Source organism: Plantactinospora endophytica (assembly GCF_016862915.1).
Classification (GTDB): Bacteria; Actinomycetota; Actinomycetes; order Mycobacteriales; family Micromonosporaceae; genus Plantactinospora; species Plantactinospora endophytica.
Map to the genome: position 1 here is coordinate 206,382 of NZ_BONW01000022.1, position 12,860 is coordinate 219,241.

Annotated in this window: 12 protein-coding genes and 1 pseudogene; all 13 read right to left on the bottom strand. The window is 73.2% G+C overall.

Going from position 1 to position 12,860, the window contains the following annotated elements:
* Positions 1-311: 311 nt before the first annotated feature.
* Complete coding sequence (locus Pen02_RS24620; protein ID WP_203868438.1) at positions 312-2,021, bottom strand: MinD/ParA family ATP-binding protein; 1,710 nt, start codon at positions 2,019-2,021, stop codon at positions 312-314.
* Between the two features lie 135 nt (positions 2,022-2,156).
* Complete coding sequence (locus tag Pen02_RS24625) at positions 2,157-3,290, bottom strand: hypothetical protein (RefSeq protein ID WP_203868439.1); 1,134 nt, start codon at positions 3,288-3,290, stop codon at positions 2,157-2,159.
* A gap of 39 nt (positions 3,291-3,329) precedes the next feature.
* Positions 3,330-4,289, bottom strand: a complete 960-nt coding sequence (locus tag Pen02_RS24630) for an RluA family pseudouridine synthase (RefSeq protein ID WP_203868440.1) — start codon at positions 4,287-4,289, stop codon at positions 3,330-3,332.
* Between the two features lie 155 nt (positions 4,290-4,444).
* Positions 4,445-5,068: pseudogene (lspA, locus tag Pen02_RS24635) on the bottom strand (signal peptidase II); the annotation flags it as partial.
* Positions 5,069-5,106: 38 nt separating this feature from the next.
* The gene (locus Pen02_RS24640) at positions 5,107-5,526 is read right to left on the bottom strand and encodes a TraR/DksA family transcriptional regulator (RefSeq protein WP_203868441.1); all 420 of its coding nucleotides are present in this window, start codon (positions 5,524-5,526) and stop codon (positions 5,107-5,109) included.
* 434 nt (positions 5,527-5,960) lie between these two features.
* Entirely contained in the window at positions 5,961-7,463 is a 1,503-nt protein-coding gene (locus tag Pen02_RS24645; RefSeq protein WP_203868442.1) for a potassium/proton antiporter, read from the bottom strand.
* Positions 7,464-7,581: 118 nt separating this feature from the next.
* Positions 7,582-7,887 carry a DUF167 domain-containing protein gene (locus Pen02_RS24650; protein ID WP_203868443.1) on the bottom strand — a complete coding sequence of 102 codons (306 nt, stop codon included), beginning with the start codon at positions 7,885-7,887 and terminating at the stop codon, positions 7,582-7,584.
* A gap of 66 nt (positions 7,888-7,953) precedes the next feature.
* On the bottom strand, positions 7,954-8,685 hold the full coding sequence (locus Pen02_RS24655; protein ID WP_203868444.1) for a hypothetical protein: 732 nt from the start codon (positions 8,683-8,685) through the stop codon (positions 7,954-7,956).
* Between the two features lie 72 nt (positions 8,686-8,757).
* Positions 8,758-9,567 (bottom strand): DivIVA domain-containing protein, encoded by an 810-nt coding sequence (locus tag Pen02_RS24660; RefSeq protein WP_203868445.1) that lies wholly within the window; start codon positions 9,565-9,567, stop codon positions 8,758-8,760.
* 40 nt (positions 9,568-9,607) lie between these two features.
* Complete coding sequence (locus Pen02_RS24665; protein WP_203868446.1) at positions 9,608-9,922, bottom strand: YggT family protein; 315 nt, start codon at positions 9,920-9,922, stop codon at positions 9,608-9,610.
* Between the two features lie 23 nt (positions 9,923-9,945).
* Positions 9,946-10,653, bottom strand: coding sequence for a cell division protein SepF (locus tag Pen02_RS24670; RefSeq protein ID WP_203868447.1), 708 nt, complete (start codon positions 10,651-10,653; stop codon positions 9,946-9,948).
* Between the two features lie 194 nt (positions 10,654-10,847).
* Entirely contained in the window at positions 10,848-11,597 is a 750-nt protein-coding gene (locus Pen02_RS24675) for a YggS family pyridoxal phosphate-dependent enzyme (protein ID WP_203868448.1), read from the bottom strand.
* Positions 11,598-11,605: 8 nt separating this feature from the next.
* The gene (gene ftsZ, locus Pen02_RS24680) at positions 11,606-12,703 is read right to left on the bottom strand and encodes a cell division protein FtsZ (protein WP_203868449.1); all 1,098 of its coding nucleotides are present in this window, start codon (positions 12,701-12,703) and stop codon (positions 11,606-11,608) included.
* Positions 12,704-12,860 lie beyond the last annotated feature (157 nt).

The window sequence follows — 12,860 nt, forward strand, 5'->3', positions numbered from 1 at the left end:
CTGCCGGCCGGTCCGCCGACCACGGTCGACGGCGGCTGCCGGTCACCCAGCGACGCATCCCCCAACGGCCCCGCGACGCGGCTGGCGAGCGCAGGCCGGACGGCACGATCGGTGCCCCGACGGCAGGGCGCGTACCCCGACGCGCGACCGCCGGCCCCCGAGCCTAGTCCCAGGGCCGTCGCGTCTCCAGGCTTGACACGGCCGGGCGAGGTGCCCCACATTCCGCACCCGGGCGTGTCGCCAGCTCGGCCGCCTGACCTCGGACGCCGACCCGCAGACACTCCGCCCCGGAGCGACGGCGCGACCCCGGGTCAGCGGGCGAACGGCTCCAGCATCATCGACGCCGCCTGGAGCCAGGCGTCCCGGGTCTCCTGCGCCAGGTAGGCGTACTCGATCGACGAGCCGGTCTCCAGCGCCGGGTCGTACGGCACCACCGCCACCGCCCGGGTCCGGGTGGCGAAGTGCCGCTTCAGGTCGTCCAGCAGCGGCGAACGGCCCGGGGTCGGACAGGAGAGCAGGGTGACCGCGTTGTCGGCCAGCTCGCCCATGCCGATGTCGTGCAACAGGTCGAGCATCCAGTCGGCGGTGAACGCCGCGTCCTCCCGGGGCACCGTGGTCACCACCAACTGGTCGGCGGCGCGCAGCACCGTCTGCCAGTTGGAACTCTCCACGTTGTTGCCGGTGTCCACGCAGATCACGTCGTGGGTGCGGCGGAGCAGTTCCAGCACCCGCCGGACGGTGTGCTGGTCGAGGCGCTGGGCGAACCGAGGACTCTCCTCACCGGCCAGCACGTCGTACGAGCCGTCGGAGGCGTGCCGCAGGTAGTCGTCGAGCCGCTCGATCAACTGGTTGTCCGGCAGCGCCTCGACCTCGATCAGGTCGGCGACCAGGTGCCGGATCGTCCGGGCGTGCCGGGCACTTCCGGCCCGCAGGCCGAGGGTGCCGCGCAGTTCGTTGTCGTCCCAGGCGAGCACACCGCGCCCGCGTACGCTGCCGACCGTCGCCGCGCCGAGCACCGTCGCCGTGGTCTTGTGCACGCCGCCCTTCGGGTTGGCGAAGGCGACCACCCGGGGCGAGCCGAGGTCGCGCCGGAGCACGTTCCTCGCCCGCTCCACCTCCGGGTCGGCCGACCGCTGCTGTCGGGACGGGTAGGGGTCGATGCTGGCGCGGCGGGACACCGGCGCGTACCCGACGTCCACCGGTGGATAGCCGGCGGCCGGTGGACCGGGCGGCGGCGCCGTGGGCGGCGCCGCCGGAGCGGCCGGGGGCGCCAGCGAGTTGCGGGGCGCCGGGATCGGCCGCCCGGCGGGCGGCGGTGCCGGACGCTGCGGCAGGGCCGGGCCGGCGCCCTGGTCCGGGCGACGGGCCGGTACCGGCGGACCGGGCAGGGCCGGACGCGGTGCCGGCACCACCGGCGGCGGTTGGTAGCCGCTGCCCAGCGCCGCGTACCGGGACTCGCCGGAGAAACCCTGGTCGGCCGGTTCGGGGCGGTAGGGGTCTACCGGCTCGGGCCGGTAGCCGGGTTCGGGTCGGTAGCCGCCGGGCGGGTAGTCGGGTTCGCGCCGGTCGGCACCCGGTCGGTAGTCCGGGCCGGGCCGGAAGCCGGAATCGGCCGGATAGCCGGGTTCGGGCCGGTAACCGGGCTCGGCCGGCCGTCCGACGCCGAATCCGGGGTCGGGCCGGTAACCGTTTTCGAGGGCGGCGTAGCGGGACTCACCCGGATGTCCCGGCCCGGTCCGGTGCTCGGCGGGACCGCCGTAGCCGGGTGCGGCCGGGTAGCCGGATGCCGCCGGATAGCCGGGAGCGGCTCCCCGGGAGTCGCCCTCCGGCCGCCCCGGGTAGCCGCTGCCGGCGGACCGGCCGGCGCCGCGACCGCCCTCCGGCGACGGCGCCGCCTCGGACCGTTCGTCGAGAACCTGCTGCTCATCGGTGCGGCCACCGTGCAGGGCCCGGTCGAGCAGCGCCCGCCAACGCGGCGCTGATTCTGCCGGCCGGCCCCAGCCGGTCTCGGTGCCGTCCACGGCTCGCCCCTCCCAGCACCATCGGTCCCCGCCCTGACAGGCTACGAAGCAAACCCTATTCGGGCCACCTAGGGAGTGCACCCACCGCCGTCGGCGTGCCCGCCGCCGACCAGATGTCCGTCGTGCCGACCACCGTCACGCCCCGCCGGTCGACCCGGTGGCGGGCGACTCGGCCGGTGGCGCCTCCACCGGCGGTGGACGCTCCGACGGTATCTCGGCCGGCGACGAGATGGCCGTGGGGTCCGGTTCCGGCGGGCGGTCCTCGGTCGGCGTCTCCACCGTCGGCGGCGGTTCCGTCGCGCCGGGCCCGGCCGGGCCGGTGGTCACGATCACCGGCAGTTCGGCGGGCGGTTCGGCCGCCGGGTCGGCCGAGGTCGGCGGCGCGGCCGGATCGGCGTCCGGCACACTGCCCGGGCCCGGCCCGCCGGTCGGCTGGCCGTCCACGGCCGGCAGGCTCACGTCGGCCGGCGGACGCGCCACGTCGCTCTGCTCGGGCAGCGGCGGGGTGAAGACGGTACGGTCCAGCCGCTGCACCTCCGGCGCCGGGTCCACGGCCCGGACCTCCGGTCGGCCGGCGATCCGCTCCAGCGCGGCCGGCTCGCCACGCACCACCGCCGCGTAGACGCACGAGCACGGCGCCCGGTACGCGGTCGCCTCCTCGTCGGCGACCCGGGCACCGCTCTCGTAGAACTGGCGCAGTTCCCGCTCCCGGGCCCCGTCGCCGGTGACCCCGGCGATCCGCTCCTGGTAGTCCCGGACCTCGGCGTCCTTGCGCTCCGCGACCTCCGACATCCCGGCGACGACGTCCTCGGGGACGCGCAGGGCCGGGATCCGCACGATCTCGGTCTGGGTGCCGGGGCGCCACAGCCGGGCGAACACCTCCGAGACGGGAATCCCGGTCAGCACCGGGGCCAACCGGTCCGGTGCCAGATAGGCCGACATGGTCACCAGGGCGTACGTCGGCTGGGTCGGGCCGCTCGGGCCGGCCGTGACGAGCGCCCGCAACTCGCCCCGGGTGGCCTCGACGTAGCCGGGGATGGACTGGCCCTGCCCCACCCCGACCCGGGTCACCTCGCCGACGGTCTGGTCGCCGGCCGGCTGCCGATCGGCCGCCCACACGGCGGTGACCAGTACGGCCGCCGAGCAGAGCAGCGCGACCGTGGTGAGCAGCCGGAGACGCAGCCGGCCGTGCCCGAGCTGGGCCATGCCCCGGGCCAGGGGCGGCAACAGTCGGTGGTCCAACTGTCGCAACAGGTCGCCGAGGCGCACGGGCGAACTCCCCCTCGTCGGGTGATCCCTGCCGGTCGGTCAGTCGCGCAGGATACGGAGTGCAAGTTCCAGGTCGTCAGGGTAGTCGCTGACGAACCGGACCTGCTCGGCCGTCCGGGGGTGGACAAAGGCCAACTCGCGGGCGTGTAGCCACTGACGGTTGAGCTTGAGCCGGGCCGAGAGGGTGGGATCGGCGCCGTATGTCAGATCACCGACACAGGGGTGCCGCAGGGTGGAGAGGTGCACCCGGATCTGGTGGGTACGCCCGGTCTCCAGCCGTACGTCGAGCAGGCTCGCCGCCGGGAACGCCTCCAGGGTGTCGTAGTGGGTGATGCTCGGCTTGCCGCCGGCCACCACCGCCCAGCGGTAGTCGTGGGTGGGGTGCCGGTCGATCGGCGCGTCCACCGTCCCGCGCAGCGGGTCGAGGTGGCCCTGCACCACCGCGTGGTAGCGCTTCTCCACCTCACGGGCCTTGAAGGCCCGCTTGAGCAGGGTGTACGCCTGCTCGCTCTTGGCCACCACCATTACGCCGGTGGTGCCGACGTCGAGCCGGTGCACGATCCCCTGGCGCTCGGCGGCGCCGCTGGTCGCGATGGTGTGCCCGAGCGCGGCCAGCCCGCCGATCACGGTCGGCCCGCTCCACCCCGGGCTCGGGTGCGCCGCCACGCCGACCGGCTTGTCGACCACCACGATGTCGTCGTCGGAGTGCACCACCCGCAGGCCGGGTACCGTCTCGGGGATCACGGTCGGCGCGACGGGCGGCGCCGGCAGCAGCACCTCGAGCCACGATCCGGCGGCGACCCGGTCGGACTTGGGCCGGGGAGCGCCGTCGACGAGCGCGTCGCCGGCCTCGACCAGCGTCGCCGCCACCGTGCGGGAGAGACCGAACAGCCGGGACACCGCCTGGTCCAGCCGCATGCCGTCGAGCCCGTCGGGCACCGGCAGCGAGCGACGGTCGCCGGTGGGGCGTACCTGGCCCGCGTCGGAGATGGAGGTCATGACGCGTCCCGCCGTTCGGTGTCGGTGCCGGACCCGCCACTGACAGTCCCGGACGTGCCGGCGACAGGGCCGGAGCCCTCGCTGACAGTGCCGGACGTGCCGGTGACAGGGCCGGCGTCGGGGCCGGACGGGCCGGAGCCGTCGGTGGCCGTGCCGGGTGCTCCGGCGTCCTCGCTGCGTCGGGAGCGCAGTCGGGTGCCGTCCCGCTGCCGGCCGGTCAGTTCCAGCAGCACCGCCAGGACGACCCCGCTGACCAGGGCACTGTCCGCCAGGTTGAAGATCGGCCAGACCTGCCCGTACGGGTCGAAGAGGCTGACCATGTCGACCACGTGCCCGACGAACGGGCCGGGCGCGCGGAAGATCCGGTCGGTCAGGTTGCCGAGCGCGCCGCCGAGCACCAGACCCAGCGAGACGGCCCAGGGCAGCGAGCGCAGCCGGACGGCCATCCAGCCGATCCAGCCGATGACCCCGGCGGTGACCAGCGGGAACACCCAGGTGTGGTCGGAGGCGAGGCTGAACGCGGCCCCGCTGTTCCGGGTCAGGGTCAGGTAGACCGCTCCGCCGAGCAGGCGTACCGGATCCTGGTCACTCAGGGTCGCCAGGGCGAGATGCTTCGTGCCGAGATCGGCGAGCCAGGCCAGTACGGCGGTGGTCAGCAGCACCGTGACGGCCACCCGCCGGACCCGCCCCGGTGCGGTGCCGTCCGGACCGGACCCGGTCGTCCGGGCCTCGGCGGCCGGCTCGTCGTCGATGGTCGTCCGCTCGTCGTCGATGTTCAGCAGGAGTCCCTTTCCTGAGGTTCACCACCCGCCGGGGCTCACCGGCGCTCCTCCAACTGCTTGCACGAGACGCACAGCGTGGCGGACGGGAACGCGGCGAGCCGCTCCACCGGGATCGGGTTGCCGCACCGCTCGCACCAGCCGTAGCTGCCCTCGTCAAGCCGCTCCAGGGCCCGCTCCACCTGCGTGATGCGTTCCAGGATGCTGTTGGCGAGGGAGATCTCCTGCTCCCGCTCGAACGTCTTGGTGCCGGTGTCGGCCTGGTCGTCCCCGGCCGAGTCGGTCAACCGGTCGCGCTGCAGCTCGGTGATCTCGCTCAGCGTCTGATCGTACTCGGCACGGAGTTCGTCCCGGCGGGCCGCCAGCGCGGCGCGGATCTTCTCGGTCTCCGCGGCACTGCGCGCGGCCTTCGGTGCCGACTTGCGGCCGGCGGTCCTGGTCTCTGCTGGCTTAGCCATCGTCGCTCCCTCGGCCGCGGACTCCGCGGCGATCGGCCGTGCCTGGACAGGAACCTCCGACGCTCCCGTGACGGTCCGGCGGGTCCTGCGCAATCCGGTCGCTCCGGCGGGTGCGACCGGTGGGGTGCTGCCGGCGGCGGGATCCGCCACCGCCGGGTCCCAGGGACGCCGGACGACTGTGCCGCGCGACGGTGCGGGGCTGCCGGGCGGTGTCGGTGGCGAGCGACGAACCGGACTTTCCGGCCGTTCCGCCTCCGATGCCCGCCCGTCCGACCACGACGTCCCCCAATTGCAAAACGGGCGCGCGGCGGGACGCCGCGCACTCCGGAGGTTGGCAAGAATACGGAACGTACAGACGTCCGACAACATGCCGCACCGATGTTACCGATTTCAACCCGTAATAATCCTCAAACCGGGCGAAAGGAACGATAGCATCATTTGTTGCGGTCGTCGCCGTACTCCCCAAACCACCGGGCCAGCCGGCCACGCCGGTTCACCGCCCGCAGCCGGCGCTCGACCTCGTCCCGCACCCGGGCGGTGGCCACGATCAACAGGCTGTCCCCGACCTTCAGCCGGGTGTCCGGGCCGGGCACGAAACCGACCCCGTCCCGGGAGACCAGCGTCACCGAGGCGCCGATCGGCAACCGCAGCTCGTCCAGGTGCACGCCGACCAGCCGGGACCCCGGCGGGATCTCCAACTGCAACAGGTCCGCCTGCATCCGCTCCAGCGGAGCGGTCTCCACCCGCAGCTCCGTCAGCTCGGCCGGGGCGACGATCCGCAGCCGGCGGGCCACCGGCCCGAGGGTGCCGGCCTGCACCAGCGTGAAGATCACCACGAGTACGAAGACGGTGTCGAAGAGCTGGTCGGCACCGGGCAGCCCCTCGGAGAGCGGAATGGTGGCCAGCACGATCGGCACCGCCCCGCGCAGCCCGGCCCAGGACAGGAACCCCTGCTCCCGCAGCCCCACCCGGAACCCGACCGCGCTGACCAGTACCGACAGTGGCCGGGCCAGGAAGGTCAGCGCCAGCCCCGCCACCACGGCCGGCAGCAGCGCGTCCTCCAGCCGCCCCGGCGAGCTGAGCAGACCGAGCAGCACGAACAGGCCGATCTGGGCCAGCCAGGCCAACCCGTCGGCGAAGCCGAGGATCGCCTGCCGGTGCGGCAGCCGGGAGTTGCCGAGCACCACTCCGGCCACGTAGACCGCGATGAACCCGGAGGCGTGCGACACGGTGGCCACCCCGTACGCCAGCACGGTCAGGCCGACGGCGGCGATCGGGTACAGCCCGGACGACGGCAGGGCCGCCCGGCGCAGTGTCCACCGGCCGAGCATCCCCACCCCGAAGCCGAGTACGGCGCCGACGGCCAGCTCGTAGCAGACCAGCAGCACCTCGTACCACCAGACGTGGCCGGCCAGCGACGAGGTGGAGAGCAGCACCACGAGCAGTACCACCGGGGCGTCGTTCATCCCCGACTCGGCCTCCAGGGTGGCCACCAGCCGGCGCGGCAACCGCAGCCAGCGCAGCGTGGCGAAGACCGCCGCCGCGTCGGTGGAGGAGAGCACCGCGCCGTAGAGCAGCGCGAGTCGCCAGTCCAGGCCGAGCAGGGCGTGCACCACCACCCCGACCACGCCGATGCTGACCACCACCCCGATGGTGGCCAGCGTGACGGAGATGCCGAGTACCGGTCGCAGCGTGGACCACCGGGCGGTCAGGCCGCCCTCCGCGATGATCACGATCAGCGCGCAGAAGCCGAGCGCCCGGGTCAGCTCGGCGTCGTCGAACCGGATGCCGAGACCGGACTCGCCGATCCCCACCCCGATGGCGAGGTAGACCAGCAGGCTCGGCACGCCGAGCCGGGTGGAGAGCCGGACCGCGCCGACGGCGACGAGGAGTACCGCCGCGCCGATCAGCAGGGCGATGTCGAGCCGGTCGGTCACGGCCGCCGCGCACGGGGCGGGGCCGGCACCGGGGTCTGCTCGGCCCGGAAGCTGCGACGCAGGCACCCCGATCCCCGCCACCGGCCACGACAGACCACGAGGGCGGGTGGAAGAGCGTTCACTCCGGCGGTCCGTCGCGGAGTTGGCGCAACCGGGCGTCGATGCCGGGGTCGGCACCGTCGACCAGGAAGAGTTTGTCGCGGCTGGCCACGCCGGTACGCAGGCTGACCGCAGCCGGCCGCAGCCGGAGCGCCTCGGCGAGCGCCCGCCGGGCCGCCTCGGTGGCCCGGCCGTCCGCCGCCGGTGGATGCACCGCGATCACCAACGCCGGTCCGTACGGGCCGTCGAACCGGCCGCCGACCCGGGCCCGGGACGCGCCGGGCTTGACCCGGACGGCGACCGTCACCGCCACGGGCTCGGTCACGGCGTCCGCACCGGAGCTGTGCACGCCTCCGGTGCCCGGGAAGCCGTCGGCACCCCGGCCCGGCGGTCAGCCCGGACGTGCATCGGTGAGCAGGGCGGTGTCCGGCTCGCAGCGCCCACACGGGGTGAAGCCGAGCTCCACCGCCTCGCTCACCGGAATCGGTTCGCTCTCCCGCCCGGACAGGTGTGGACAGTCCGGTAGGTGGTAGCGCGGTCGGCCGTCGACCACGTACACGTCGTCGAGCAGGGCGGCGACCAGCGCGGCGTCGGCCTCGGAGACCGGCTGGGGCGCCGGCTCGTCCGCCGGTACGTCGTCGTCCGGCTCGCCCTGCCCGGCCGGAGCGGCCACGGACGCCTCCGGCGTTCCGGCCGGTTGCCGCCAGCCGGTGTCGTCGTCGGCACCCTGCCGGGTGGCCTGGGTCGGAACCGTCACCTCGACCGGGTCGGTCAGCACCGACCCGCTCTCGGGGAACGGATCGGTCGCGCCGTCCCGGCCGGCACCGGCGAGCCGGGGGTCGGTCGGCGCCATCCGGCTGCTGGTCGGTGGCCGGCGACGACGGGCTTCGCCCGCCTCGCCGCCGCCGTGCGTGACCAGCTCGTCGTCACCGGGTCCGTCCGCGACGTGGCCGTTGGCCGCGCCCCGGACCCCGGCCGCCTGCCGGGCACCCACCACCAGCGCGACGGCGGCCAGCAGACTGACCGCGATCGAGCTGATCAGCAGCCCGCTCGACCCGCTGGCCAGGCCGAGCACGAGCAGCGCGACGGCGGCGAGGATGAGCACCAGACTGCCGACTATCACGGCTCACCCCCGACGCATCGGTTCCGGTTGTCGTACGGCGTCCTGTCGTACCGCGCTGGTCCCTGGGCGGGATCAGCGCCCGGTCTCGAGTGCGCCGGAGCGGCTGCCCCCGCCGTACGAGTTCGTCAGGCCCGCGGTGGCCAGGCCGGGAGTGCTGCCACCGGACCGATTGCCGTCGGTCCGGGTCATCTCCACCTCAAGGCCCTGGCCACGCCCGTCGAGATCGCGCAACTGGCTCTCCAGGTATGCCTTCAGACGGGTGCGGTACTCACGTTCGAACTGCTTGAGCTCCTCGATGTGCTTCTGCAGCGCGGTCCGCTTGGCGTCCAGGCCACCCATGGCCTCCTGGTGCCGCTGGCGGGCGTCCCGCTCCAGGGCGTCGGCCTTGGCCCGCGCCTCGCGGGTGACCTCCTCCGCCTTGGTGCGCGCGTCGGAGAGCAGCTTGTCGGCCTCGCGGCGGGCGTCGGAGACGTGGTCGTCGGCCGTCCGCTGCGCCATCATCAGCACCCGGAGAGCCTGCTGCTCGCCGTCGGCGCCACCGACCGCCGGACCGCCCTGGGCCCGGACCTGCTCCAGCTCGGCCTGCATCGCGCGGGCGGCCTGCTCGGCCTGGGCCTTGTCGCGCTGCACCCGGTCGAGCTGTGCCTTGACGTCGTTGAGCTCGGCGGCCAGTCGCGGGTCGGCGCTCGGGCCGGCTGGTGCGCCGCCACGACCGCCGCGCTCCACCTGGGCGCGCAGCTCGTTGTTCTCCTCGATCAGACGGGCGAGCTCGCGCTCGACCTCGTCCAGAAACGCGTCGACTTCCTCCTCGTCATACCCCCGCTTGCCGATAGGCGGCTTCTTGAAGGCGACGTTGTGCACGTCGGCCGGGGTCAGCGGCATCGAAACTCCTCGGGTCAGTTGCGGCCGCGCGGCACGCTGGTCACCAGGTTGTTGACCTGATGATCAACGGCCCTAACACGAATCTCATCAGCACGAACAGGATAACCAGGAGCACAAGGGAGGCCAGGTCGATGCTCACGGTACCAATTCGCAATGGCGGGATCACACGCCTCAACGCCTTGAGGGGCGGATCAGTGACGCTCCACACCGATTCCATTCCCGCCGCCGCTCCCCGGTTCGGCTGCCAGCGACGACCGTACTGCAAGACGGCACTTAGGACAAACCGGGCCAAAAGCACCAGGAGGAAGACGTAGACGATCAGGTAGAGAACCTGAAACAGGATGGACAGAAGCACGGCAGGCGGATCCCTCGGTCGGGCTAACTCAGGCTGAAAAACCCACCCTCAGCGATCTTGGCCTTGTCCTCCGCGGTGACCTGGACGTTGGCCGGTGAGAGTAGGAACACCCGGTTGGTCACGCGCTCGATCGTACCGCGTAGCCCGAACGCCAGACCGGCCGCGAAATCGACCAATCGGCGGGCATCGGCCTCGTCCATCTCGGTGAGGTTGATGATCACCGGAACGCCGTCCCGGAAGTGCTCGCCGATGGTGCGACCCTCGCGGTACGTCGTGACGTGCAGCGTGGTGATCTGGTAGCGCTGCTCCGGCTGCTCGACCGGGACCGCCCGCTCACGCAACTGCGGCTGCGGGGCGAGCGCGAGATTGTCCCGGGTCTGGTACGTCAGCGCACCGGACGGCTCCGCGCTGCTCGGCCGACTGATCGACCGCACACTGGATCGCTCCGCGCGGTCGCTCCGCTCCGGACGGTCACCGTCGGAGCGGTCGTGGTCGACGGACCGACCGACGTTGCGCTCGGCCAGCCGGGTCCGCTCACCCGCCCGGGGCCGGGGCGGCGGCGGTGCCTCGTCCTGCTCCTCGTCCTCGTCGGCGAACTCGTCGGCATACCGGCTCTGCCGGTAACGCGACTCGCGGTAGCCACTCTTCTCGTAGCCACCGTCGTCGTAGGCCCGCTCGTCGTCCTCCTCGACGAGCCCGAGCCAGACCCCCGCCTTGCGCAGTGCACCCATCCCGCGCCCCTCCGTCCGCCGTGCGACACACACCCCCCGTGCCGTGCCCCTGTCACGCGCGTGAACACTGGCAGTGCCCACCGGCCCGAGACGGCAACCCCTGGCACGACCGTGAAACCGGTCTCACCCCGACCCCCGCCAGTGGGGATGCCGCCTCAAACAACACTGATGTAGTTTGGTGTCCGGTTGCCAGGCTACCGCAGCGTGCTACGCATTCCGAGCAACGCGCTGCCGATCCGTACATGTGTCGCGCCGTAGGCGACCGCCGCCTCCAGGTCACCACTCATCCCGGCCGACACCGCGAGCGCCGCCGGATGTTCGACCCGCAGCCGGGCCGCGACCTCGGCCAGCGTGGCGAACCCGGGCTCCGGTTCCGCGCCGAGCGGTGCCACCGCCATCACGCCGGCCAGCCGCAGCGAGTCCGCCCCGGCGACCGCCGCCGCCACCCGGTCGACGGACCGGTCCGGGTCGTCCCCGGCGACCAGCGCACCACCCCGGTCGGCGGCACCGTCCAGGTTGACCTGGACCAGCACCTCCAGCGGCGCCTCCCGGTGCCGCGCCGCCGCGTCGGCCAGGGCGTCGGCCAGCCGTACGCTGTCCACCGAGTGCACCAGGTCGGCGTACCGGACCACCGATCGGGCCTTGTTGCGCTGGAGCTGCCCGACGAAGTGCCAGCGCACCCGGGCACCGGCCGCCGCCACCTCGGCCGCCTTCGGCGCGGCCTCCTGGTCGCGGTTCTCCCCCACGTCGCGCACACCCAGCCCGGCCAGCAACGTCACGTCGGCGGCCGGGTACGTCTTGGTCACGGCGACCATGGTGACCCCGGCCGGGTCCCGACCGGCCGCCGCACAGGCGGCGTCGATCCGGGACCGCACCCGGGCCAGGTTGGCCGCGAGCTGTGCCCGGCGCTCGTCGTCCGGCGCCGGGAGGGGTGGTTCGGTCATCTGGTGGCTCAGGAACCGTTCTTGAGGAAGTCCGGCACGTCCACGTCGTCGAAGAGCACCCGGCGCGGGGCCTGCACCGGCGGCGGAGGCGGTGGCGAGACCGGCGCGACGGCCGGCGGGCTGACCTTGCGGGCCTGCTCTACCGGCTTGTACGCCGGGGCGCCGCCGTCGAAGCCGGCCGCGATCACGGTCACCCGTACCTCGTCGCCGAGCGCGTCGTCGATGACCGCACCGAAGATGATGTTCGCGTCCGGGTGGGCGGCGTCGGTGACCAGTTGCGCCGCGTCGTTGATCTCGAAGAGGCCGAGGTCGGAGCCGCCCGCGATGGAGAGCAGCACCCCCCGGGCCCCGTCCATGCTCTGCTCCAGCAGCGGGCTGGAGATGGCCGCCTCGGCCGCCTCCACCGCCCGGTTGTCCCCCCGGGCGCTGCCGATGCCCATCAGCGCGCTGCCGGCACCGCTCATCACGCTCTTCACGTCGGCGAAGTCCAGGTTGATCAGACCCGGGGTGGTGATCAGGTCGGTGATGCCCTGCACACCGGAGAGCAGCACCTGGTCGGCCTGCCGGAACGCGTCCATCATGCTGATGCCCCGGTCGCCGAGGGCGAGCAGCCGATCGTTCGGGATCACGATCAGGGTGTCGCACTGGTTGCGCAGCTCGTCGATGCCCGCCTCGGCCTGCACCTGGCGGCGCTTGCCCTCGAACGAGAACGGCCGGGTCACCACACCGATGGTCAGCGCGCCCAGCTTACGGGCGATGTTCGCCACCACCGGCGCGCCGCCGGTACCCGTACCGCCGCCCTCACCGCAGGTCACGAAGACCATGTCGGCGCCCTTGAGCACCTCCTCGATCTCGTCGCGGTGGTCCTCGGCGGCGTTCTTGCCGACGTCCGGGTTGGCGCCGGCGCCAAGCCCCCGGGTCAGCTCCCGGCCCACGTCGAGCTTGACGTCGGCGTCGCTCATCAGCAGGGCCTGGGCATCGGTGTTGATCGCGATGAACTCGACGCCCTTGAGCCCGACCTCGATCATCCGGTTGACGGCGTTGACGCCGCCGCCGCCGATGCCGACGACCTTGATGACCGCCAGGTAGTTGTGCGGAGGTGTCATCGGGGTCCTTTCCTTCGATCTCGGCGGGGGGCCGCCCACCCCGCCCGGCGATCCGTCGGAGCTTGGCCGACAACCATTCGGTACGAGGAGGCGAAGGGTAACCCTCACCCTCTACTAGAGGCTTACAGTTATGTCAACCATTGATCCTCTCGGGGCA